Raw genomic sequence first — 22576 nt, forward strand, 5'->3', positions numbered from 1 at the left:
AAAACGCACATGAGCGACCTTAAAGACATCGCTCGCGCCGAAGCAGCCGTACCCAGCCTCTCCGCATCAACGGAGGAAGGGCCGGAGAGTGCCAAGCGTCGCCAGATTTTGGAGGGTGCGCGCCGGGTTTTCCTGGCCAGCGGCTTCGACGGCGCCAGCATGGGCGAAATCGCGAAGGCGGCCGGCGTTTCCAAGGGCACGCTCTATGTGTACTTCGACAGCAAGGAGAGCCTGTTCGCCGCCCTGACGACGGAAGAAAAGCAGGGCTTGGCCGAGGTTCTCTTCAAGCTTGATGCCGACGATCCGGACGTGCGTTCCGTGCTGACGCGGCTCGGCCATACCTACCTGAGCCTCGTCGGCAAGCCGGAGCATATTTCCTCCATCCGAATGATCATCGGGGCCGCCGACAAGTTTCCTGCCCTGGGCCAAGCCTTCTATGAAGCCGGCCCCTGCCAGGGCGCCGCCCGCCTCGCGGCCTATTTCGACCGTCAGGTTCAAGCCGAACGCCTGTCGATTGACGACACCGGCATCGCCGCGCAGCATTTCCTCGACCTTTGCGTTTCGGGAATCCTGCGCCGCCTGCTCTTTGCCGTCAGCGGCCCGCCGACGCAGGACGAGATCAGAAAGAATGTGGAGAACGCCGTGCGCGTGTTCTTCGCCGCCTATGGACCGGACGCAGGAAAGAGCTGATTCCCACACGGGACGTCAGCTCCAGGTCCAGATCCACTCGAAGCGACGTGGCTCCACTCAGTGCATATGGATAAGGATGTTGACGAGCCGGCCGAACGGGTCACGGACGAAGAAGCGCCTGACGCCCCAGGGTTCCTCTCGCGGTCCGTATTCGATCGCCAGCCCCGCTGCCTCAGCGCGCTCGAGCATCTCGTCGAGATCGTCCACCTCGATCGAAAGATCGGGGACGGGAGTGCCGGAGCCTCCTTGGCTCGCAATGCCGACCTGTGGCAAGGCCTGAAGCTGCGGCATGGCGAAGGTCACAAGCCAGCCATGGTCCATAACGACTTCCAGACCTAGAAAGTCACCGTAGAAAGCGCGAGCGGCCTCGGGCTGCTGCGTCGCGATGTTGGGAACGATTCGTTTTACTGCCATTCTGCCCTCCTAGCGCATCGTAGGGCCCAGCGGGCCGCACTGGCGACCCGGGGAGCCACGTCAGTGAAAAGTGGACCCGGTTTTCAGCGCGAAGGATGCGCTAGTGATCAGCCCTCATGGCCTCGGCGACACGGGCTTTCAGGACCTCGGGCTGACGCAGGATCAGGGCCCCTCTCGTCCGCTCGATCAGTCCTTCTTGGGTCAGCATCGAGAATTCACGGGTGATCTGCTCGCGGCGGCAACCGATGCGGGCCGCGACGATGTGGTGGAAGGGCGGCGGGGTGATGACCCGTTCGACGCCCTTGTCGCCGCGCGGCACCGAGAGGCGCAGCAGCTCCGAATAGAGCCGGTGCCTCAGGTCGAGTACCGTCTGCTCCATGAACTTGGCGTTCAATTCGCGCAGGCGGGATGCCATGAGGCAGAAGAGCCGTTCCGCGACGGGACGGTTCGCGAAGAGCAGTTCCTTGAACACCGATGCCGGCATCACGCAGGCCTCGCCTCGGGTGAGAGCCGTCACATTCGCCGAGCGCTTGATGCCGTCGAGGGCCGCGAGCTCGCCGAAGACCTCGCCCGGCTTCATCTCGTTGAGGATGACTTCCCTGCCCGAGGCCGTGCGCATGAGAACGCGCACCTCACCGGCCAGGAGAAAATAGACATCCGTGGAGAGCTCGTCGAAATCGACCAGAACCTCGTCCGGATCGAAGCGGCGCCAGTTGGAACGTGCCTCGAAGGGAGCCAGATCGATATCTAGCCCCTTGAACAGATGAACATTGGCAAGCCGCGCCATGCTTTTTCCCCGACAGCGAACCCCGGACATAACTATGTCACATTCTCGGACGGTCCAGGCCTGAGGCCCAGCTTATCAGGCTTTGACCGTCCGGTCATTCGCCAGCCCCGCCTTCGCGAGGCTATTGCGTGTATCGACCACAAGCCGCGCATTTTCGGCGACCATGCGGTAGTCCACGTTGTCGTGGTCGGTGGCGATCAGGACGGCATCGTAAGACGCCAGAGTCTCGGCCGTGAGCGGGACCGAGCGGCGGCCTGCCAGCTCACCGTGTTTTCGCGTTGTAGGGAGTTGGGGAATGTGGGGATCGTGGTAGTCGACGCGTGCGCCGCGCGCCTCGATCAGCTCGATCAGCTTCAGCGACGGGCTCTCGCGCAAGTCGTCCACGTTCTTCTTGTACGCCACCCCCAGCACCAGAACGCGCGCGCCGCTCAGCGGCCGCCCGCTCCGGTCGACCGCTTCCGCCAGGCGCTCGACCACGTAATACGGCATGTGCGCGTTGACCTGCCCGGCCAGCTCGATGAAGCGCGTGGTGATGTCGTATTCGCGCGCCTTCCAGGTCAGGTAGAACGGATCCACCGGAATGCAGTGCCCGCCCAGGCCCGGCCCGGGGTAGAACGGCATGAACCCGAACGGCTTGGTCTTGGCCGCCTCGATCACCTCCCACACGTCGATGCCCATCGCCGCGTAGACCACCTTGAGCTCGTTCACCAGTGCGATGTTGACCGCCCGGAAGATGTTCTCGGTCAGCTTGACCGCCTCGGCCGCCGCCGTCGAGGACACCGGCACGGTCGCGACCACGAGCTGGCCGTAGAGCGCCTGCGCCAGCGCCAGCGCGGCCGGGCCGTCGCCACCCACCACCTTCGGGATCGCCGCGGTGGCAAACGCCGGATTGCCCGGATCCTCGCGCTCGGGCGAGAACGCCAGGAAGAAGTCGCGTCCGCTGGTCAGGCCGCTTGCCTCCAGGAGCGGCTTGAGCACCTCATCGGTGGTGCCGGGATAGGTGGTCGATTCGAGCACGACGAGCTGGCCGGGGCGCAGCCGCGCGGCGATGGCGCGGCCGGTGGCCTCGACATAGGACAGGTCGGGCTCGCGGTGGCGGGTGAGCGGGGTCGGCACGCAGATGAGCAGGGCGTCGGGCTCGTCCAGGCGGCTGAAATCGGCGGTGGCGGCAAGCCGGCCCGCGGCGACGGCATCGGCGACAGCGGCGGCGGGAATGTGCTGGATGTAGCTGTCGCCGCGGTTGAGGCGCGCGACATAGGCCGGGTTGATGTCGAAGCCGAGCACCTCGAAGCCGACGCGCGCGGCGGTGAGCGCGAGTGGCAGGCCGACATAGCCCAGGCCGATGATGCCCAGCCTGGCCTGGCGGCGGCGCAGCCGCTCCAGCAGCTCCTCTGGTGCGGAAGCCTGCGTCTCACCTCTCGTCTCGGCACTCGGCATCGGAGCTCCATTGCCCATTAGTCGCTATCAGGCTCATACCTAATTCACCCGGCCGAAAAGCCCAAGCTCGCTTTCCCCATCGCAGGCACCTTGCCAGAGCCATCGTCACGGGCCAAAAGGCGACATGCTCCACGTCAATGACCTGACCTACCGTATCGGCGACCGCGTGATCCTCGACCACGCCACCTTCAACCTGCCCACGGGCAGCAAGGTGGGGCTCGTCGGCCGCAATGGCGCAGGCAAGACCACCCTGTTCAAGATCATCCAGGGCGATCTGGCGACCGAAAGCGGCACCATCACCCTGCCCCGGGGCATGCGCATCGGCGCGGTGGCCCAGGAGGCGCCGGGCGGGCCGGAACGCCTGATCGACGTGGTGCTGGCCGCCGACAAGGAGCGCACTGCTCTCCTCGCCGAGGCCCAGACGGCGGACGGCATCCGCCGCGCCGAGATCGAGATGCGGCTCACCGATATCGGGGCCCATTCCGCACCCGCCCGGGCCGCCGCAATCCTTCACGGCCTCGGCTTCGATGCGGAGGCCCAGGAGCGCCCCTGCGCGGATTTCTCAGGCGGGTGGCGCATGCGCGTGGCGCTCGCCGCCGTGCTGTTCACCGAACCGGACCTTCTGCTCCTCGACGAGCCGACGAACTATCTCGACCTCGAGGGCACGCTCTGGCTCTACGATTACCTGGGGCGTTATCCGCACACGGTCCTCATCATCAGCCACGACCGCGAGCTGCTCGATACCTGCGTCAATCACATCCTGCATCTCGACCGCGGCAAACTGACCATCTATCGCGGCGGCTATACGTCCTTTGCCAGGCAATATGCGGAGAAGCGCGAACTGACGGCGAAGATGGCGGCCAAGCAGGAGGCCGAGCGCAAGCACCTCCAGGCCTTCGTGGACCGCTTCAAGGCCAAGGCCTCGAAGGCGCGTCAGGCCCAGTCGCGCGTGAAGCGGCTCGCCAAGCTTGAACCCGTCTCCACCATCATCGAAGAGGATGTGCTGCCCTTCAACCTGCCGGGGCCCGAGCGCCCCGCTGCACCGCCGCTGATCACCGTAGAAAGCGGGGCGGTCGGCTACGGCGAGCGCATCGTGCTCGATCGCCTGAACCTCACGATCTCGCCGGACGACCGGATCGCGCTCCTCGGCTCCAACGGCAACGGCAAGTCCACCTTCTGCAAGCTCATCGGCGGTAGGCTGGAGCCGATGAAGGGCGGGATGCGCACGCCCTCGCGCATGGACGTCGCCTATTTCGCCCAGCATCAGCTCGACGAGCTCAATCCCAAGGCGACGGCCTACGACCATGTCGCCGAGCGCATGCCGGACGTGCCCGTCGCCAAGATCCGCGCCCGCACGGCACAGATCGGCTTTCCCGGCGCGAAGGCCGATACGCCCGTATCCGCCCTTTCCGGCGGCGAGAAGGCGCGCCTTCTCATGGGACTGGCCGCGTTCAACGGCCCGCACCTTCTCATCCTCGACGAGCCGACCAACCACCTCGATATCGACAGCCGCACCGCGCTGATGGAAGCTATCAACGACTATACCGGCGCCGTGATCCTCGTCAGCCACGACCGCTTCCTGATCGAGGCCTGCGCCGAACGCCTCTGGATCGTCGGGAACGGCACCGTGAAGCCCTTCGACGGCGACATGGACGATTACCGTCAGCTCGTGCTGTCGGGCGATCTCGATCCGCAGAAGCAGATTGACAGGACACAGGCTCCGACCGCATCCAAAACCGACGAGCGTCGCGCCGCCGCAGAAAGGCGCGCGGCGCTCGCGCCTCTGCGCAAGAAGCTGGAGGCCATCGAGGCCCGCATGGCGAAGCTCACCGAGGTCATCGGCAAGGTGGATGCGGCGCTTGCGGACGGGACGGCCTTCCTGAAGGATTCCGCGAAAGCAACGGAGCTTTCGAAGATGCGCGCCGAGGCAGCCGAAACGCTCGCCTCGCTGGAAGAAGAGTGGCTGAGCGTGAGCGGAGAGATCGAAGAAGCGAGCGCCTGATCATGCAGGACGAAACGAGCCCCGAATCCAAGGTCGGACGGACAGCTCTCTGGCGAGAGATCCCTACCGGCATCTGGGCGCTCGGTTTCGTCTCGCTGCTGATGGATATCTCGTCCGAGATGATCCATGCGCTCCTGCCGGTCTATCTCGTGACGGTGCTCGGCACGTCGGCGCTGACGGTGGGCATCATCGAAGGCATCGCGGAAGCGACGGCCTCCATCACCAAGGTCTTCTCCGGCGCCATCAGCGACTGGCTTGGCAAGCGCAAGCTGCTCGCGGCCCTCGGCTACGGCCTCGCCGCCTTTACCAAGCCCATCTTTCCGCTCGCCCCGTCCGTGGGCTGGCTCGTCACCGCGCGCTTCGTCGATCGCATCGGCAAGGGCATTCGCGGCGCGCCGCGCGACGCGCTGATCGCCGACATCAGCCCCGAGCATCTGCGCGGCGCGAGCTTCGGACTGCGCCAATCCCTCGATACGGTCGGCGCCTTCATCGGCCCGTTCCTGGCCATCGGCCTCATGTGGCTGACCGCCGATCACTTCACGACCGTCTTCTGGGTCGCCGTGATTCCCGCCTTCCTCTCCCTCGCCCTGATCCTGTTAGCTGTCCGGGAGCCTGAGCGCCCCGAGGGCCTCCGGCGAGTGCGCATGCCCCTGCACCCGTCCGAACTCGTGCGGCTGGGCGCAACCTATTGGTGGGTGGTGGCGGTCGCCACCGTCTTCACCCTCGCGCGCTTCAGCGAGGCCTTTCTCATCCTGCGCGCGCAATCCTCCGGCGTGCCGGTGGCCCTGGTGCCGATCGTGCTCGTCATCATGAACGTGGTCTATGCCCTCTCCGCCTATCCGGCGGGGGCCCTCTCCGACCGCATGGACCGCATCACGATCCTCATCATCGGGCTGGGCCTTCTCGTTGCCGCCGATCTGGTGCTCGCCTTCGCGCCCGGCCTCGGTGGCATCGCCCTCGGCGTGGTGTTCTGGGGTGCTCACATGGGCTTCACGCAGGGATTGCTTTCGACCCTCGTCGCCGACAGCGCGCCGCCGGAACTGCGCGGCACGGCCTTCGGCATGTTCAACCTCGTGACGGGCCTCGCGCTTCTGGCGGCGAGCGTGATCGCAGGCGCTCTGTGGGACAAGGTCGGCCCGCAGGGCACATTCCTGACCGGCGCGGCCTTCGCCGTTCTGACTCTGATCGGCCTGCTGCCCCTTCGCGGGCGGCTGCGCGGAAAAACGTCGTCGACTTGAGCGGCGTCTAATGTGTGCATCGAAGCGAACGGACCAAGCGTCCGATCAACGGATCGTAAGTGCGCTTGCTAGCGCTCGGATAGGTAATCCACATTTCGTGGGTGGCATCGCAGCCTTCGATAATCTTCATGTAAAAGATGTCGCTTCCATTGATGCCGGAAGCGACAAGCCAGTCCGTGCCCTGCGCCTTGTAGGTGATAGTCGTTCCACGCTTCTGCAGGCCATTCACTATCCAGGTCTTGTACTCGGCGAAACTCTTCGTAACCGTTGTGGCGCTGTAGCTGCCGAAAATGTGAATTTGGGCCCCGTCCTGTGCCCTGAAAATCCAACCACCGCCGTTAGCAGGCCGTGAGTCCACGGGTCTGAACAAGGACGCCGGCACGTCCAATCTCGTCCCAAACCGACCGTTCGCATAATGAATCCATTGGCCATCGAGCCGCACAAGTTCACGCTCCTCGGCATTGACGCAAAGAGGCAGCGTAATGAGGCCCAAAGTCAGGATCCCGACCAGACGCATGACAGGCCCGCCTTACGGCTTCACCATCCGATCCAGCCTGTTGTTCACGAAGAAATACAGCTCGCGTCCGCCGGGCTCCGCGTAGAGCACCTGCACCTCGCGCTGGCCCTTGCCGCTTTCGCCGACGAGCACATCCGTCGCGGGCTTGCCCTTGAGGCGGACGAGATCGCATTCGCTGATGCCGAGGTCGATGGCGGTTGCCGTGCTCGTGGACGGGCCGGTGCAGCGTCCATCGGGACCGAGCAGAGGCCCGTCGAAGGTGGGGCCCGACGGAGCAGTGGCCACAGGAGCCGACGCCACAGGCGCGGCGACCTGCGGCACGGAACTCGTGCTGTTGCAGGCGGACAGCCCCAGGGCGGCGAGTGCCGCGCATGACAGAACCTTCAGGCGCATCGATCAATCCCCATTGGCGGCCCTGGCCTGCAGGGCTTCTTCGAAGAGTCGCTGCACGTCCGTGCGGAACGCCTGCCGCGACGCCTGTCGCGAATAGAACATGTGGCCGCCCTCGTAAACACTCAAAGCCACACGCTTCTGGGGACCGAGATCGGGGAGCTGATCGAGGAGAAGCTGCGATGCGTAATACGGCGTCACGAGATCCGTGAAGCCGTGCGTGACGAGCACGCGCATCTTGCCGTCGAGGGCCAGAGCCTGCCGCAGCTCCTCGAGATTTTCCGGCCCTGTCCGCCCGTTGCCCCAACGCCAGGACCCGCTGAGCGCGCCGTTCAGCAGGTTGTAGCGCCCTTCGGCCTTGTAGTTCAGGGTATCGGTCAGATGATGAATGATGGCGCTCGACAGGGGTGCGGTCATCGCATCGAGCACCGGATCCTCGAAACGGGGGAACTGGCTCGTCGGGTTCGGGTCGGCCGCGGCCACATTCGTGTCATAGGCGCTGACGATCTCCGACGCGCCGCGCCGCAGCTCCTTCTGGATCGTGCGCATGTCGATGCGGCCCGCCAGACGCCGGACCAGTTCCGGATCGAGGCCGCTCAACTCCGCCACTCGCCGGCTGACGCGCTCCACGGCTTCCTTGTCCTGAAGTCCGCGCACGAGATCGGTGAGGTACTCGCCCGCGGCGTAAGCCTCGGCGTCCCGGAGTTTCTCTCGGGAAACCGGCCCCTTTCGCGACAGCGCGGCGGCCGCGAGCGACGGCAAACGCGACGCGTCCGTCCATGGCGCGCCGGGACCGCCTTCGAGCCAGTCGAAATCGAGAACCGGCGAGATGAGAACCAACCCGCTGAAGCCGATGCCCTGGTCGCTCTGGAGCTTCTGCGCCAGAAGCGGTCCACGGAAACCGCCATAGCTCTCGCCCGCGAAGAATTTCGGCGAGGTGAGCCGGTTCTTCTCCTTGAGCCAGCGCATGACGAACGCCGCCAGCCCGTCGATGTCGCCCTGCACGGAATAGAACCGCTCCCGCACCTGATCGCCCCCGATCACGCGGCTGTAGCCGGTGCCCGGAGGATCGATGAAGACGAGATCCGTGAAATCGAGCCAGGTTTCGGCATTGGGCACGAGGGAGGTCGGGGCCGATGGGCTGATGGTCGGCCCATCGAGAGGGAGAAGCCACGGGCCGATGGCGAGAAGATGCAAATACGCGGAGGATGCGCCCGGCCCGCCGTTCACCGCGAAGGTGACGGGCCGGGTCGCGGCATCGGCGCCATCCTTCACATAGGCCACGAACCCGATCTCGGCCTGCGGCGCGCCCTGCTGGTCCGTGAGCGTCAGATGTCCCGCCGTGGCGGTGAACTGGAGCGTCCGTCCCGGAAGATCGAGGGTATGACGCGTCACCGATTCCGGTGGCAGGCTCGGCGCCGGGGTATCCGGCCGGGGCCTGCGCCCTTCCTGCTGCCCGCCCTGCTGCTGTTGCTGTGCCTGGTGCTGCTGCTCCTGCGCGTTCGCGGGGAGAGGCAGGGCAAGCGACAGGCAGAGGGAGGCTGCGGCGGGCAGTCGGAAGGCTCGAAGCATGGCGGTCATCCTTGTGGCCTTCGGGAAACTGGAGAGCGGGCCGGTGGTTGCAAGGCGCCGGGGGATGAACACATCGTGTTCGCCTCAAGCCTTGCGCTGCCAGCGGCCGTGATCGTCCTGCTGCCAGTAGGTCGCATCATGCCCGCCCTCCTTCACCGCGCGCCACTGGTCGCGCGCGACGGCGAGCGCCTGCCGGTCGTTGCCGTCGAACAGGATTGCGAGGCGCTGGTAGGAGGCGATGTCGTTCGGCAGGTCCGCTCCCTCCGCCAGAAAGCGAATCGCCGCCCCGTTGGGGTTGTCGCCGCTCAAGGTGATCAGGATCGGCTGATCCGCCGCGTGGGCCTCGCGGTCCGTGCCATGCGGCAGGAAGCTCTCGTCGGAAAAGGTCCAGAGATGGTCGTCGAGCGCAGCCATGCGCTCTTCGGTGGTCACCTGCACCACGGCGCGCCAGCCCCGCTCCAGGGTTTTCATGAGAAGCGTGGGCAGCACCGCTTCGAGCGGCTGCTGCTGAAGATGATAGAAGAGGACCTCGGCCATCGGCGCCTACATTCCGTTGCAGTTCACAATGTTTGCGGACAACGCGAGGTCCCTGCGCACCTTATCCCTCGTAGTGGTCGCGCACGAGGCGGTCGAGCAGGCGCACGCCCCAGCCCGAAGCCCATCCCCGGCTGATCTCGGTCTGCGGGGAGCCCATGGCCGTGCCCGCGATGTCGAGATGCGCCCAGGGCACATCGTTGACGAAGCGCTGGAGCAGAGCGGCCGCGGAGCTCGATCCGCCGAAGCGGCCGCCCGTGTTCTTCATGTCGGCGAACTTGGATTCGATCAACTTGTCGAATTCCGGGCCGATGGGCATGCGCCACACACGCTCGCCCGTTGCCCTGCCGGCCGCGGTCAGGCGATCGGCCAGTTCGTCGTTGTTGGAGAACAGGCCCGCATATTCCTGCCCCAGCGCCACGAGGATCGCTCCGGTCAGGGTCGCGAGATCGACCATGAATTTGGGCTTGAACCGGTCCTGAACGTACCAGAGCACGTCGGCCAGAACGAGACGCCCTTCCGCATCCGTGTTGATGATCTCGATAGTCTGTCCCGACAGGGTTGTGACGATGTCGCCGGGACGCTGGGCGTTGCCGTCGGGCATGTTCTCCACGAGGCCGATGGCCCCGACCACGTTCGCCTTCGCCTTGCGGCTCGCCAGCGCATGCAAGAGGCCGACGACGCAGGCAGCGCCGGCCATGTCGCCCTTCATGTCCTCCATGCCGGCCGCAGGCTTGATCGAGATGCCGCCGGTGTCGAACACCACACCCTTGCCGATGAAGGCGATGGGCTTGTCGCTGGCCTTGCCGCCGTTCCAGCGCATGACGGCCACGCGCCCGCCCCGGGCCGAGCCCTGCGCGACGCCCAGAAGAGCGCCCATGCCGAGCTTCCTCATGGCCTTGTCGTCGAGAATCTCGACGTCCACGCCCAGCTTCGTGAGCTCCTGGGCGCGGGCCGCGAATTCCTGGGGCCCGAGCACGTTCGGCGGTTCGTTGACGAGATCGCGCGCCAGCGTGATTCCCTGCAACACGCTCTCGCGGGACTTGTAGACCTTCTTGACGGCGGCAGGATCGGCCACGCTCAGGACGAGACGGGTCACGCCCTTCCGCTGCTCATCGTCCTTCTTCTTCGTCTTGTAGTGGTCGAAGCTGTAGCGGCGCAGCTGAACGCCCAGGGCGATATCGGCCACCGCCTCGGGTGAAACCTCGATTCCGGGCAGATCGACCATGACGGTCGCGGTCTTCCCGTTGGCCTTGCCGGAGATCACGCCCCCCAGCTGCACGAAATCCACGTCCGCCCGGTCCTTCTCGCCCCCGACGCCGATCACGATCAGCCGGTCGACGGAGAGGCCGTTGGGCACCACGATCGTCATGGCGGATTTCGGCTTGCCCTTGAAGTTCTCCGCCGCCGCCGCCTTGGCGACGAGATCGACAGCCTTCGCGCCGATCTGCTTGGCAACCGCCGGCATGGGCTGGAGATCGTCCCCGACGAAGATGACGAGATCGCCGGACTCGACCTTGCCGTGCGGCTGAAAGTCGATCTTGAAGCTGTCGGCCATGAAACCCTCTTGCTGTGACATGAGAGCCGGATTCGGAGCGGCTCGCTCTTGGTAACCGCCATCATATAGGGCATCCCGGGCCCCGCCGTGAAATAGGCGCAATCTCAGGCTGTTGAAAACAGCCGTCTTGCCTTAAGACGAACCGGCAGGGTACCCAGGACCTTCCCGCCCGGGGGCTGAAGGGCTTCATGACACTTCTCGAACGTTACATCCTGAAAATCGCATTCAGCGCCTTCACGGCCTGCCTGATCGCCCTGACGGGAGTCATCTGGATCACGCAGGCCCTGCGCGAACTCGACCTCCTGACCGGCAAGGGCCAGACGATTTTCATCTTCCTGACGGTCACGGGCCTGTCCCTGCCGGCTCTCATCAGTGTCATCGCCCCGGTCGCCCTGTTCATGGCGACGATCTATACCCTGAACAAGCTGAACGGCGATTCCGAGCTGATCGTCATGAGCGCAGGCGGAATGGCCCCGCAGCGCCTGCTGCGCCCCTTCATCGCGCTCGCGGTCTTCATCAGTCTCATCGTGGGGATGATTTCCCTCTACCTCATGCCGGCGAGCCTCCAGGAGCTGCGCCTGCTGTTCACGCGGATCAGGGCTGACTTCGTGGCCTCCATGGCCAAGGAGGGGCAGTTCATCTCCTTGGATAACGGCATCACGTTCCATTACCGCGAGCGGTCGGGCGATGCCCTGCTCGGCATCTTCATGGAGGACCAGCGCGACAAGACCAAGCCCATCGTCTATCTCGCCGAGCGCGGCCAGACCGTCGAGCAGAACGGACAGGCCTATCTCGTGCTCGAGAAGGGCAGCGTGCAGCGCAAGGATCCGAAGAGCAAGGACTCTTCCATCGTCGCCTTCGAGCGCTACGCGGTGGATCTGGCCGCCTTCAACCAGGAGGGCGGCGAGGTCGTCTACAAGCCACGCGAGCGCAGCACCACGCAGCTCCTCTTCCCCGACGAGAGCGACCCCCTCTATCAGGTCCAGACGGGCCGTTTCAGGGCCGAGCTGCACGACCGGCTTTCCGCCTGGCTCTATCCCCTGGCCATGATGATCGTGGCCTTTGCCGCCCTGGGCGAAGCCCGCACGACCCGGCAGGGACGCGGCCTGGCCATCGCGACGGCCATCGTGGGGATCGTTCTGCTCAGAGTCCTGGGCTTTGCCGCATCCAGCGCCGTGGTGCGCTCGCCCACAGCGGTCCTTGCCGTCTACGGCACTCCGCTGGGAGCGATCGCGGTCTGTCTGCTGCTGATCTTCCAGGGACCGAGGGTGCGAGCGGTCTACGCCCGGATCCGCTCGGCCTTCCGGGGCCTGCGCCCGTCGCGTAAAGCGGCCACTCTGGGGGCTTGAGCATGCTGATCGGCCGCACGCTCGGACTTTACTTCGCCCGACAGTTCATCAAGACGATCTTCATCGTCTTCGCCACAGTGTTCGCCCTCGTCTACACCATCGATTTCGTGGAGCTGATGCGCCGCGCGGGCGACGCCGAGAGCGCGACGCCGGGCCTTATCGCCCGGCTGACCCTGTTCCGCACGCCGGCCATCGCCGAGCAGGTCATGCCCTTCGCCGTGCTCTTCGGCAGCATGGCCGCGCTCCTGCAGCTCAGCCGCAAGCTCGAACTGGTGGTGGCCCGCGCCGCCGGGATCTCCGCTTGGCAGTTCCTGCAGCCGGGGCTGCTCGTGGCCCTGCTCATCGGCGTCGGATCCGTCACGGTCTACAACCCGGTTTCCGCCAACCTGAAACAACAGGCGGCGACCCTGGAAACCAGGATCTTCTCGCGGACGACCCAGGCCTCGGGCAAAATCATCTGGCTGCGGCAAAAGAGCCAGGACGGGCATGCCATCTTCCGCGCGGACGGCTCCCGCACGGACACCGCGACGCTGGTCGGCGTGACCGTTTACACGTTCGATCTGGAGGGCAGATTCACCCATCGAATCGAGGCCAAGGAGGCCACGCTTCACGAGGGCTTCTGGGAGCTGAAAAGCGCCCGCGTCCTTTCGGCCACCGAGGAGCCGGAGAATCACGATCGCTACCTGATCGCCTCCCATCTTCAGCCGTCTCAGCTCAGGCAGAGCTTCATCGCCCCTGATTCCGTGCCCTTCTGGGACCTTCGGGAGACCATCGACAGGATGGAGCGGGCGGCGATCAACACCACCGCCTACCGGCTCCATTACGACTCTCTCCTGGCCCGCCCCCTGCTCTTCATCGCCATGGTTTTCGTAGCGGCATCGGTGTCGTTAAGATTCTTTCGATTTGGCGGTGTAGCGATGATGGTTCTGGGTGGCGTCGCCGCCGGGTTCATGCTTTATGTCGCCACCGAGCTAATGGCGGAGCTTGGAGCCTCCGGGATCATCAGCTCGGTTGTTGCGGCCTGGCTCCCTGCTGTAGTAGGCAGTCTTTTAGGAACCTTGGCGTTATTATACCAAGAGGATGGCTGAGCCTGTCCTCATAATAAGAAGTGGGTTGAGGAGTGGGCATGCAGCGGCTCAAGGCAACGATCGCAACGTTTGCGGTCGCAACGGCATTTTTCTACGCCGTTGGATCGACGCCTGCGCTTGCCCAGTCGCTCAACGACGCCATCAGCTCGCGGCTGCAGTCCAATCCGAACCAGGATCGGCTGTTCGTTGACGCTAAGGAAATCGTTTACGACAACGACAAGAACACCATTTCGGCCGCCGGCGACGTCCAGATGAATTATCAGGGCAGAACGCTTCAGGCCGACCGGGTCACCTATGACCGGAACACCGGCCGCGTCTATGCCGAAGGCAATGCCCGCCTCACCGATGCCAGCGGCGCGGTCGTCACGGGCGACCGTTTCGAACTGACGGACGACTTCAAGAACGGCTTCATCGATTCCCTACGGGTGGTTCAGACGACGGTCGAGAACGGCCGGCCGATCACGACCCGATTCTCCTCGCCGCGGGCAGAGCGCGCGGAGGGCGAGACGACGACCTTCGAGCGCGGCACCTACACAGCCTGCGAGCCCTGTAAGGAGCATCCGGAGCGCCCGCCGCTCTGGCAGGTCAAGGCCGCGAAGATCATTCACAACAACAGCGAGCAGACGATCTATTACGAGGATGCGACCCTCGAGATCCTCGGCCTGCCCGTGGCCTATCTGCCCTATTTCTGGACGCCTGATCCGACCGTCAAGCGCAAGACTGGCTTCCTCTCGCCCCGCTACGTGACCTCGAACACTCTCGGCATCGGCGCATCGATTCCGTTCTTCTGGGCCATCGCCCCGAATTACGACCTGACGGTCGCTCCGACCTTCCTGTCCCGCCAGGGCCTTCTCGGCGAGGCGGAGTGGCGGCATCGGCTCGAGACGGGATCCTACAACATTCGCGTTGCGGGCATTTCGCAGCAGGATCCGGATGTATTCCTGTCCAGCCCGCGCGGCGCGGGCGATCGCGACTGGCGCGGATCGCTCGAATCGGCAGGTATGTTCTACCTGAACGAGCGCTGGAAATGGGGCTGGGACATCACTCTCGTCTCGGACAAGTGGTTCCTTGACAATTACCACATCCGCAACGAGAGCCTCACCTCGCTTTATCTGAAGGAGGCGGTCTCGACCCTTTATTTGCAGGGGCAAGGAGACCGGTCCTTCTTCGACGTGCGCGGATACTATTTCCAAGGCCTGTCCACGCAGGACTGGCAGAAGCAGCAGCCCGTCGTTCACCCAGTTCTCGACTACGACAAGCGGATCACGCCATCGAGCGTCGGCGGCGAGTTCGCCCTCAACGTGAACGTGACCAGCCTCTCCCGCGAGGCAGCCCAGTTCGAGCCGCTGTCGCAGGCGAACAAGGCCCGGTACGGAATCTTCCAGACCTGCCGGATCTTCGAGCCGGCGGACTGTCTCGTGCGCGGAACCAGCGGATCCATGTCGCGCGCGTCCGTCATGGCCTCCTGGCGCCGTGAGTTCATCGACCCCGTCGGTCAGGTCTGGACGCCCTTCGTTTATCTCCGCGCCGACAATTTCTGGATCGCCCCGGATTTCGAAGGCTATCAGAACCCCTATCTGCGCAACTATCTCGCGGGCGACAACGACTACCTGTTCCGCGCCATGCCGGCCGTGGGGATCGACTACCGCTATCCCTTCGTGGCCGATATCGGCACCTCGGGACGCCAAGTGATCGAACCTATCGCGCAGATCATCGCCCGTCCCAACGAGACCAGGATCGGCAATCTTCCCAACGAGGATGCCCAAAGCCTCATCTTCGACGACACGTCTCTGTTCGATTGGGACAAGTTCTCCGGCTACGACCGCGCGGAAGGCGGCGTTCGCGCCAATCTCGGAATTCAGTACACGGTCACCGGCGCCAACGATTTCTACGCCAACGTGCTCTTTGGCCAGTCTTATCAGGTCGCCGGCCGCAACTCGTTCCGTCAGCCCGACTTGGCCAATGTGGGCCTCGATTCCGGCCTCGACACGCGCGCTTCCGACTATGTGGGCCGCATCCAGCTCGCTCCGAACAAGAACTTCTCGTTCGTGACTCGCGCCCGGTTCGACCAGGAGGACTTCGGCGTCAACAGGATCGAAGCAGGCATCCGCGCCAGTTTCGACCCCTATCTGCCGCTCTCGACCTCGCTGACCTATGCGCGGTATGGAGCCCAGCCGGAAATCGGCTTCCTGCAGCGCCGTGAGGGCTTCCTTGGCTCGGCAACCTGGAACATTACCCCGAACTGGCGCATTTCAGGCTCGGTGCTCGTGGATCTCGACCGATACCTGACGCAGCCGGTGGAGCGTGCCTATGTGAGTTCCATGTCGCTTGGTGTGGGTTATATCGACGAATGCACGACCTTCTCGGTCCGGTACATCATGAGGCCGCGGTCTCTGACCACCAGTTCGGGTGAGAAAGACCAGAGCCATACGGTGATGCTGAGCCTGGAGCTGAGGACCCTCGGTGCTGCTTCGATCACCCAGAACCTCGACGGCAACCCCGCCGAAGAAGGTGTAGCGAGATAGTGACGGGCCCTGTGCGCCCTCTCCTTCTGACCCAAGGCGACCCCGCCGGCATCGGGCCCGAACTGACCTTGCGGGCCTGGCTTCAGCGCGAGCGGGACGCGCTGCCCCCCTTCGCCGTCCTCGCAGATCCGGCCTATCTCGAGCGTCTGGCCAAGAGCCTGGGGTGGATTGTGCCCGTGGCGAGAGTGGATGCCTCAGGGGCCATATCGGCCTTCCCGCAGGCTCTGCCCGTCATCCCGCTGAAGGCGGCTGTATCGGCCGAGGCGGGCAAACCCGACCCCGCATCGGCCCCCTCCGTCATCGAGGCGATCGAGACGGCAGTGGACCTTGTTCGCAACGGCGCAGCCGGCGCCGTGGTCACCAATCCGATTGCGAAGCACGTGCTCTACGACGCGGGGTTCCGCCACCCCGGGCATACGGAATTCCTGGCCGCCCTCGCAGGCCGGGACGGGAACGCCTATCACCCGGTGATGATGCTCTGGAGCGAAGAGCTCGCCGTGGTGCCGGTGACGGTTCACATTCCCCTCTCGGCCGTGCCTGCGGCTCTGACGAGCGAGCTGATCGTGGCCACGGGACGTATCGTGGCGCGGGAACTGAAGGATCGGTTCGGGATCACCCATCCACGCCTCGCCCTTGCGGGCCTCAACCCGCATGCGGGCGAAAGCGGCGCCATGGGCAAGGAAGACGGCGCCGTCATCGCTCCGGCGATCGCGACGTTGAAAGCCGAGGGGATCGCGGCCTCGGGCCCGCTTCCGGCGGACACCATGTTTCACCCGCGGGCCCGGAAGGGTTACGATGCGGCACTTGCCATGTATCACGATCAGGCCCTCATCCCGATCAAGACCATCGCCTTCGACGAGGCCGTGAACGTGACGCTCGGACTGCCCTTCGTCCGCACGTCTCCCGATCATGGGACAGCCTTCGACATCGCAGGCAAGGGCATTGCGCGGCCGGACAGTCTGATCGCCGCCATCAGGCTGGCGGCGCGTCTCGGCGCGGGGACCACAACGCCATGAGCCAGATCGACACCCTTCCGCCCTTGCGTGAGGTCGTCCGGACCCACGGGCTCATGGCCAAGAAATCGCTCGGCCAGAACTTCCTGTTCGATCTCAACCTGACGAGCCGCATCGCCCGCTCGGCCGGGCCGCTGGAGGATGCCACGGTCATCGAGGTCGGTCCCGGCCCGGGAGGCCTCACCCGCGCCATCCTGGCCGCCGGAGCGAAGAAAGTCGTCGCGATCGAGCGCGACAGCCGCTGCCTGCCCGCCCTGGCCGAGATCGCCGATCATTATCCGGGCCGCCTGGAGGTCATCGAAGCGGACGCGCTCGAATTCGACCCCCGGCCGATGGTCGGCGAAGGGCTCGTGCGCATCATTTCCAACCTGCCATACAACGTGGGTACGGCGCTTCTCACCGGCTGGCTGACCGGGGGAGCATGGCCGCCTTGGTGGGCCTCTCTGACGCTCATGTTCCAGCGCGAAGTCGCCGAACGGATCGTCGCCACACCTGATGACCCGAAGGATTACGGACGCCTCGGCGTGCTCTGCGGCTGGCGGACCGACGCGCGCATCCTCTTCGACGTGCCGCCCTCGGCCTTCGTGCCGCCGCCGAAGATCACCTCGAGCATCGTGCATCTCACGCCGAAGCCCTCGCCTCTGCCCTGCCGGATCGGTGCGCTGGAAGTGGTCACGCGCGCGGCTTTCGGCCAGCGGCGCAAGATGCTGCGCCAGAGCCTGAAGGCGATCACGTCTGACCCGGCAGCCCTGATCGCGGCTGCGAACCTCACGGAAACGATCCGCGCCGAGAACGTGCCGGTGGAAGGCTATGTGGCCTTGGCCAACGCCTTCGACGCCACACGGGGCGGGGCCTAGCACCGTTTCCGCCTGCGCGGGAGCAGCTCTTTCCCTTCACTTGGCCGCATTGATCGGCGAAGCGGATCCGCTTCGCCGATGAGCTTTCTAATCGACCTTCTCTGACAACAGGCCTTCGACGAATTCCTGAAGTCCCACGAGCCGGTCCCGCTTGAGGCGTTCCGCGGCCTGGATGGCCTTCAGGCTCTCGAAGGATTGGCCCAGATCCTCGTTGACGATCACATAATCGTACTCGACCCAGCGCTCCATCTCGACGCGGGCATTGGCGAGGCGCTTGGCGATGACCTCGGAAGAATCCTCGGCCCGGCGTTCCAGACGGGCCTTCAGCTCCCTGAAGCTCGGCGGAAGGATGAACACGGTCACCACATCGTCCGGCAGCTTCTGCCGGACCTGGCGGGTGCCCTGATAGTCGATGTCGAAGATCATGTCCTGGCCGGCGGCGAGGGTCTTCTCGACGGGTTTGCGCGGGGTGCCGTAGAAATTCCCGTGCACCTCGGCCCATTCCAGGAGTTCGTCGCGCTCGCGCATCGCCTGGAACTCGTCCACGCTGATGAAGTAATAGTGCTTTCCCTCGATCTCCGACGGCCGCTTGGGGCGCGTGGTGACGGAGATGGAAAGGGCGCCGGCGCGATCTTCCACGAGGCTGCGCGTGAGCGTGGTCTTTCCGGCGCCCGAGGGCGAGGACAGAATCAGGATGAGGCCGCGACGTCCGACCAGGGGCTTCGAATCTTGGCTCACCGCATCACTCCACGTTCTGAACCTGCTCGCGGAATTGCTCGATTACGGCCTTCAATTCAAGACCAATCCTGGACAGAGACACATCATTGGCCTTTGCACACAGAGTGTTGGCCTCGCGGCCGAACTCCTGCGCCAGGAAATCGAGCCGGCGTCCGACCGGGCCGCCCTCCTGCAACAGGCCGCGGGCGGACTCCACATGGGCGCGCAGGCGGTCGATCTCCTCACGGATGTCGGCGCGGGCCGCAATGAGCACCGCCTCCTGATGAAGCCGGGCCGGGTCGAGGGCCGCCTTGCCGTCGATGAGCTCCGCGATCTGCGCTTCGAGACGCGCTCGAATGGCGTCCGGCTGGCGCGCCGGGCATGCCTCCGCGTCATTCACGAGCGCGGCAATCGCATCGAGCTGTTGGTTCAGGACGACGGCAAGCGCCTGGCCCTCGTTCAGCCGAGCGGATTTCAGCGCCTGGATCAGATTGGCGATGCCGCCCTTGAGCGCGCCCGCCAGAGTCGCGTCCTGCCCCGGATCGACCACGTCCTCGTCGAGTTCCACGACGCCGCGGACGGAGAGGAGCCCATCGAGCGAGGCCGGCTTCACATTGTCCGGCAAGGACAGGCTGCCGACCGCGGAAAGCAGGGATTGCAGCACCTCCTGATTGACCCGGAGCTTGGGGGCCGAGGATGTCCTGGAAATCGCGAGGTTGAGCTGCCCCTGCCCGCGGGTGAGCGCCTTGAGAATCTGACCGCGAGCCTCCTCGCCGATGGCGTCGAGCCCGGAGGGCGTCCTCACCCGCACCTCGAGCCCCCGTCCATTGACGGTCTTGAGCTCCCAGGCCCATTGATAAGGACCGGTCACACCGGCTTCGCGGGCAAAGCCGGTCATGCTTGCAATCGACATGCACTGAACCTCAGGCGTCTTTCAAAACGAAAATCGGCGCGACCATAGCGCATCGCGCGCAAAAGTGGATCCGCTTATTCGCGGGTGCGGACCTTCGGGCGATCCGGATGATGGGTGCCTGAAAAGACACGCCGAGCAAAGCCGATCGCTGCCCCCCATCGGGGCGGTCAGGGCTGCGCGAGGCTCGGAACGTTCTTCGGGTTCGTCAGGTCGAAGGTCTTGTTCTTGAGCGGATCCTTGTCAGTCCCCTCGCTCGCATCGAAGCCCCGGACCCGCTTGCCGTTGGGGGCCACGGCGCGACCACCGGCCGGCAGCGCGCTGGCCGTGCCGCGCAGCGAGGACAGGCCGTCGTCAACCGCACCGGATTGTCCTGGAGCCGAAGGCTGAGCGGGAGCATCCGGGTCAACGACCCGGTCGACCGCATCGCTGTCGGTCGCAGGCTTGTTCTTTTCGATCTGGCGCCAGCGGCTCACGTTGCGCTGGTGCTGCTCGTAGGTCTCGGCGAAGGCGTGGCCGCCCGAACCGTCGGCGACGAAATAGAGATCCTTGGTTCGCGACGGATTGGCCACGGCCTCGAGCGCCGCCCGTCCGGGATTGGCGATGGGTCCGGGTGGCAGGCCCTCGATCACATAGGTGTTGTAGGGCGTCGCCGTCTCGATCTCGCTGCGGAGGATTCCGCGGCCCAGGGTGCCTTTGCCGCCGACCAGCCCATAGACGATGGTGGGGTCGGACTGGAGCTTCATGCGCTTCATGAGGCGGTTGATGAACACGCCCGCGACGCGGGTGCGCTCGTCCGCGCGGCCGGTTTCCTTCTCCACGATGGAGGCGAGGATCACGAGCTCCTGCGGTGACCGGATCGGCAGTTCCGAGGAGCGGCGCTGCCAGATCTGGTTGAGCACCTGCCGCTGGGCCGCCTGCATGGTGCTGATGATCTGCTGACGCGTCGTGCCGCGCTCGAACTTGTAGGTGTCGGGGAGCAGGGTTCCCTCGCGCGGGGTTTCGGCGATGTCGCCGGAGAGAATCTCGTTCTCGTAGAGCCGCGCAATGATCTGATCGCTCGTGAGCCCCTCGGGAACCGTGACGGCGTGCAGGATAGCCTTGCCCTGGACGAGCGTGTCGATGGCGTCCTGGATGCTCGCGCCCGCCTTGAACTGGAACTCGCCGGCCTTGAGCTGACCGCGCTGGCGGTTGACGAGCGCATAGGTTTCGAACAGCAGCGGCTGGTTGATGACGCCCTCTTCCTTCAGGATTTCGGCGATCTCGCTCGTGCCGGTATTGCGCGGAATGAGGACGACCTTGTCGTTTTGAAGCGGGCCTTTGGCCGTCACCTCCCGCTCCAGCATCATGAAGCCGAAGATCCCCGCCAGAGCCAGGGCCACGATCAGCGTCATCAGGCCGCTCATGAGCGACAGCATGCCTCCGCGGCGGCGGCGGATCCGCGGCGGTGGAGGCGGCGCGAGTGTCGGTTTCAGCGCCTCGCTCGGGGAGCGTGGCGCCAGGCGCGGCTGTTCCTGCCCTTGAAGCTCGGCTTCATGCTCAGAAATCAGGGTGCGTTTCTTTTTACGTCCGAACATTCACGATGCTTTTCTGGTGCCGGCCGGGCCCTCCCCGACTCGTCCGACACCCTAGCGGGGATTATGGCGAAAAGCCGTAACGCAGAAGCGTTGTCCTCAGCCGACACGGCGGAAGATCAGGGAAGCGTTCGTCCCACCGAAGCCGAAGGAGTTCGACAAGGCTACATTGACTTCCTTGCGCTTGGCCACCTTGGGCACGAGGTCGATAGGCGTTTCGACAGACGGATTGTCGAGGTTGATGGTGGGCGGAACGACGCCGTCGCGCATGGCGAGAAGCGAGTAGATCGCCTCGACAGCGCCCGCCGCGCCCAGCAAATGGCCGATGGCCGACTTGGTCGACGACATGGTGAGCTTGCCCGCCGTGTCGCCCATGATGCGCTCGATCGCCTTGAGCTCGATCTCGTCGCCGAGCGGCGTCGAGGTGCCGTGGGCATTCACGTAATCGATCTCGGAAACCTTGATTCCCGCGCGCTTGACCGCAGCGGACATGCAGCGATAGGCGCCGTCGCCGTCCTCCGAGGGGGAGGTGATGTGATAGGCGTCGCCCGACAGGCCATAGCCGATGACCTCGCCATAGATCTTCGCGCCTCGAGCCTTGGCGTGCTCGTACTCCTCCAGCACGACGACGCCCGCGCCCTCGCCCATGACGAAGCCGTCACGGTCCTTGTCATAGGGGCGGGAAGCCTTCTCGGGATTGTCGTTGAAATTGGTCGAAAGCGCCCGGCAGGCGGCGAAGCCCGCGATGGACAGGCGATTGACGGGCGATTCCGTGCCGCCGGCCACCATCACCTCGGCATCGCCGAGGGCGATCAGGCGGGCTGCGTCGCCGATGGCATGGGCGCCCGTGGAGCAGGCCGTGACCACGGCATGGTTCGGGCCCTTGAGGCCGTGCTCGATGGATACGTAGCCGCCGGCGAGATTGATCAGCCGGCCGGGAATGAAGAACGGCGAGATGCGGCGCGGGCCGCGCTCGATCAGTGTTGCCGAGGCCTCGTAGATGCCGCCGATGCCGCCGATGCCGGAGCCGATCAGCACGCCGGTGGCGCATTGCTCCTCGTAAGTCTTCGGGGCCCAGCCCGCATCGCGGAGGGCCTGCGTCGAGGCCGCCATCGCATAGACGATGAAGGGATCGACCTTGCGCTGCTCCTTGGGTTCCATCCACTCGTCGGCGTTGAACGTGCCGTTGCTGCCGTCGCCGAGCGGGATCCGGCACGCGATCTGGCAGGCGAGATCGTCGACCTGGAAATCCGTGATCTTCTTCGCGCCGCTTTGCCCCTCCAGGAGGCGGGACCACGTGGCATCGACACCGCTGCCCAGCGGCGTGACCATGCCAAGACCTGTAACAACAACCCGGCGCATAACGTTCTACCCTATCGTTAAATAAAAATCGGGCGTCGGGTG

Annotated in this window: 20 protein-coding genes; 8 read left to right on the forward strand and 12 right to left on the reverse strand. The window is 65.1% G+C overall.

All coding sequences use genetic code 11. The annotated features are described in order from the left end of the window. Window positions 1-9 precede the first annotated feature (9 nt). Complete coding sequence (locus tag ACS5Q0_RS16965) at window positions 10-690, forward strand: TetR/AcrR family transcriptional regulator (protein ID WP_473127831.1); 681 nt, start codon at window positions 10-12, stop codon at window positions 688-690. Window positions 691-747: 57 nt separating this feature from the next. Here ACS5Q0_RS16965 and ACS5Q0_RS16970 read toward each other — a convergent pair whose 3' ends face one another. The 3 genes from ACS5Q0_RS16970 to ACS5Q0_RS16980 form a co-directional block, all read right to left on the reverse strand. Next, complete coding sequence (locus ACS5Q0_RS16970) at window positions 748-1104, reverse strand: VOC family protein (RefSeq protein WP_473127832.1); 357 nt, start codon at window positions 1102-1104, stop codon at window positions 748-750. A 100-nt stretch (window positions 1105-1204) separates the two neighbouring features. Continuing rightward, complete coding sequence (locus ACS5Q0_RS16975; RefSeq protein WP_473127833.1) at window positions 1205-1891, reverse strand: Crp/Fnr family transcriptional regulator; 687 nt, start codon at window positions 1889-1891, stop codon at window positions 1205-1207. A gap of 75 nt (window positions 1892-1966) precedes the next feature. Next, entirely contained in the window at window positions 1967-3328 is a 1362-nt protein-coding gene (locus ACS5Q0_RS16980) for a nucleotide sugar dehydrogenase (protein ID WP_473127834.1), read from the reverse strand. A 124-nt stretch (window positions 3329-3452) separates the two neighbouring features. Here ACS5Q0_RS16980 and ACS5Q0_RS16985 point away from each other — a divergent pair, with 124 nt between their 5' ends. Together ACS5Q0_RS16985 and ACS5Q0_RS16990 are read left to right on the forward strand one after the other, a co-directional pair. Next, window positions 3453-5330: an ABC-F family ATP-binding cassette domain-containing protein gene (locus ACS5Q0_RS16985; RefSeq protein WP_473127835.1), complete on the forward strand. Its 1878-nt coding sequence runs from the start codon at window positions 3453-3455 to the stop codon at window positions 5328-5330. 2 nt (window positions 5331-5332) lie between these two features. Then, window positions 5333-6568, forward strand: coding sequence for an MFS transporter (locus ACS5Q0_RS16990; protein WP_473127836.1), 1236 nt, complete (start codon window positions 5333-5335; stop codon window positions 6566-6568). Between the two features lie 7 nt (window positions 6569-6575). Here the strand turns inward: ACS5Q0_RS16990 and ACS5Q0_RS16995 are convergent, their stop codons facing one another. The 5 genes from ACS5Q0_RS16995 to ACS5Q0_RS17015 form a co-directional block, all read right to left on the reverse strand. Beyond that, on the reverse strand, window positions 6576-7085 hold the full coding sequence (locus ACS5Q0_RS16995) for a hypothetical protein (protein ID WP_473127837.1): 510 nt from the start codon (window positions 7083-7085) through the stop codon (window positions 6576-6578). 12 nt (window positions 7086-7097) lie between these two features. After that, window positions 7098-7478 (reverse strand): hypothetical protein, encoded by a 381-nt coding sequence (locus tag ACS5Q0_RS17000; protein WP_473127838.1) that lies wholly within the window; start codon window positions 7476-7478, stop codon window positions 7098-7100. Window positions 7479-7481: 3 nt separating this feature from the next. Then, on the reverse strand, window positions 7482-9047 hold the full coding sequence (locus ACS5Q0_RS17005) for a S10 family peptidase (RefSeq protein ID WP_473127839.1): 1566 nt from the start codon (window positions 9045-9047) through the stop codon (window positions 7482-7484). Window positions 9048-9131: 84 nt separating this feature from the next. Continuing rightward, window positions 9132-9584, reverse strand: a complete 453-nt coding sequence (locus tag ACS5Q0_RS17010) for a DNA polymerase III subunit chi (RefSeq protein WP_473127840.1) — start codon at window positions 9582-9584, stop codon at window positions 9132-9134. Between the two features lie 61 nt (window positions 9585-9645). Next, window positions 9646-11139, reverse strand: coding sequence for a leucyl aminopeptidase (locus ACS5Q0_RS17015; protein WP_473127841.1), 1494 nt, complete (start codon window positions 11137-11139; stop codon window positions 9646-9648). Between the two features lie 188 nt (window positions 11140-11327). Between ACS5Q0_RS17015 and lptF the strand changes: the two genes are divergently transcribed. From lptF to rsmA, 5 genes are read left to right on the forward strand one after another with little or no spacing between them, the layout of a single operon-like run. Then, complete coding sequence (lptF, locus tag ACS5Q0_RS17020; protein ID WP_473127842.1) at window positions 11328-12488, forward strand: LPS export ABC transporter permease LptF; 1161 nt, start codon at window positions 11328-11330, stop codon at window positions 12486-12488. A 2-nt stretch (window positions 12489-12490) separates the two neighbouring features. Continuing rightward, window positions 12491-13576, forward strand: a complete 1086-nt coding sequence (gene lptG, locus ACS5Q0_RS17025) for an LPS export ABC transporter permease LptG (RefSeq protein ID WP_473127843.1) — start codon at window positions 12491-12493, stop codon at window positions 13574-13576. Window positions 13577-13614: 38 nt separating this feature from the next. Then, the gene (locus ACS5Q0_RS17030; RefSeq protein WP_473127844.1) at window positions 13615-16101 is read left to right on the forward strand and encodes an LPS-assembly protein LptD; all 2487 of its coding nucleotides are present in this window, start codon (window positions 13615-13617) and stop codon (window positions 16099-16101) included. Continuing rightward, window positions 16101-17117 carry a 4-hydroxythreonine-4-phosphate dehydrogenase PdxA gene (gene pdxA / locus ACS5Q0_RS17035; RefSeq protein ID WP_473127845.1) on the forward strand — a complete coding sequence of 339 codons (1017 nt, stop codon included), beginning with the start codon at window positions 16101-16103 and terminating at the stop codon, window positions 17115-17117. The genes ACS5Q0_RS17030 and pdxA overlap by 1 nt, the downstream gene beginning before the upstream one ends. Then, complete coding sequence (rsmA, locus tag ACS5Q0_RS17040) at window positions 17114-17971, forward strand: 16S rRNA (adenine(1518)-N(6)/adenine(1519)-N(6))-dimethyltransferase RsmA (RefSeq protein WP_473127846.1); 858 nt, start codon at window positions 17114-17116, stop codon at window positions 17969-17971. The genes pdxA and rsmA overlap by 4 nt, the downstream gene beginning before the upstream one ends. Window positions 17972-18058: 87 nt before the next feature. On the opposite strand, the gene gmk is transcribed toward rsmA, so the two are convergent. From gmk to fabF, 4 genes are all read right to left on the reverse strand, one after another. Continuing rightward, window positions 18059-18709, reverse strand: a complete 651-nt coding sequence (gene gmk, locus ACS5Q0_RS17045) for a guanylate kinase (protein ID WP_473127847.1) — start codon at window positions 18707-18709, stop codon at window positions 18059-18061. A 4-nt stretch (window positions 18710-18713) separates the two neighbouring features. Then, window positions 18714-19601 carry a YicC/YloC family endoribonuclease gene (locus ACS5Q0_RS17050; RefSeq protein WP_473127848.1) on the reverse strand — a complete coding sequence of 296 codons (888 nt, stop codon included), beginning with the start codon at window positions 19599-19601 and terminating at the stop codon, window positions 18714-18716. A 167-nt stretch (window positions 19602-19768) separates the two neighbouring features. Continuing rightward, window positions 19769-21175 carry an endolytic transglycosylase MltG gene (mltG, locus tag ACS5Q0_RS17055; RefSeq protein WP_473127849.1) on the reverse strand — a complete coding sequence of 469 codons (1407 nt, stop codon included), beginning with the start codon at window positions 21173-21175 and terminating at the stop codon, window positions 19769-19771. A 96-nt stretch (window positions 21176-21271) separates the two neighbouring features. Beyond that, window positions 21272-22534, reverse strand: coding sequence for a beta-ketoacyl-ACP synthase II (gene fabF, locus ACS5Q0_RS17060; RefSeq protein ID WP_473127850.1), 1263 nt, complete (start codon window positions 22532-22534; stop codon window positions 21272-21274). Window positions 22535-22576: the final 42 nt, after the last annotated feature.

The organism is Microvirga sp. HS2 (assembly GCF_055792805.1).

Excerpts from the sequence above, each read along its gene's own strand:
- ACS5Q0_RS17015 (WP_473127841.1), bottom strand. The coding sequence starts at position 11,139 with ATGGCCGACAGCTTCAAGATCGACTTTCAGCCGCACGGCAAGGTCGAG.
- rsmA (WP_473127846.1), top strand. The coding sequence starts at position 17,114 with ATGAGCCAGATCGACACCCTTCCGCCCTTGCGTGAGGTCGTCCGGACC.
- ACS5Q0_RS17000 (WP_473127838.1), bottom strand. The coding sequence starts at position 7,478 with ATGCGCCTGAAGGTTCTGTCATGCGCGGCACTCGCCGCCCTGGGGCTG.
- lptG (WP_473127843.1), top strand. The coding sequence starts at position 12,491 with ATGCTGATCGGCCGCACGCTCGGACTTTACTTCGCCCGACAGTTCATC.
- ACS5Q0_RS17050 (WP_473127848.1), bottom strand. The coding sequence starts at position 19,601 with ATGTCGATTGCAAGCATGACCGGCTTTGCCCGCGAAGCCGGTGTGACC.
- ACS5Q0_RS16970 (WP_473127832.1), bottom strand. The coding sequence starts at position 1,104 with ATGGCAGTAAAACGAATCGTTCCCAACATCGCGACGCAGCAGCCCGAG.
- ACS5Q0_RS16995 (WP_473127837.1), bottom strand. The coding sequence starts at position 7,085 with ATGCGTCTGGTCGGGATCCTGACTTTGGGCCTCATTACGCTGCCTCTT.
- ACS5Q0_RS16965 (WP_473127831.1), top strand. The coding sequence starts at position 10 with ATGAGCGACCTTAAAGACATCGCTCGCGCCGAAGCAGCCGTACCCAGC.
- ACS5Q0_RS17030 (WP_473127844.1), top strand. The coding sequence starts at position 13,615 with ATGCAGCGGCTCAAGGCAACGATCGCAACGTTTGCGGTCGCAACGGCA.
- mltG (WP_473127849.1), bottom strand. The coding sequence starts at position 21,175 with ATGTTCGGACGTAAAAAGAAACGCACCCTGATTTCTGAGCATGAAGCC.
- ACS5Q0_RS16990 (WP_473127836.1), top strand. The coding sequence starts at position 5,333 with ATGCAGGACGAAACGAGCCCCGAATCCAAGGTCGGACGGACAGCTCTC.
- ACS5Q0_RS16985 (WP_473127835.1), top strand. The coding sequence starts at position 3,453 with ATGCTCCACGTCAATGACCTGACCTACCGTATCGGCGACCGCGTGATC.
- ACS5Q0_RS16975 (WP_473127833.1), bottom strand. The coding sequence starts at position 1,891 with ATGGCGCGGCTTGCCAATGTTCATCTGTTCAAGGGGCTAGATATCGAT.
- fabF (WP_473127850.1), bottom strand. The coding sequence starts at position 22,534 with ATGCGCCGGGTTGTTGTTACAGGTCTTGGCATGGTCACGCCGCTGGGC.
- ACS5Q0_RS17005 (WP_473127839.1), bottom strand. The coding sequence starts at position 9,047 with ATGCTTCGAGCCTTCCGACTGCCCGCCGCAGCCTCCCTCTGCCTGTCG.
- lptF (WP_473127842.1), top strand. The coding sequence starts at position 11,328 with ATGACACTTCTCGAACGTTACATCCTGAAAATCGCATTCAGCGCCTTC.
- ACS5Q0_RS17010 (WP_473127840.1), bottom strand. The coding sequence starts at position 9,584 with ATGGCCGAGGTCCTCTTCTATCATCTTCAGCAGCAGCCGCTCGAAGCG.
- ACS5Q0_RS16980 (WP_473127834.1), bottom strand. The coding sequence starts at position 3,328 with ATGCCGAGTGCCGAGACGAGAGGTGAGACGCAGGCTTCCGCACCAGAG.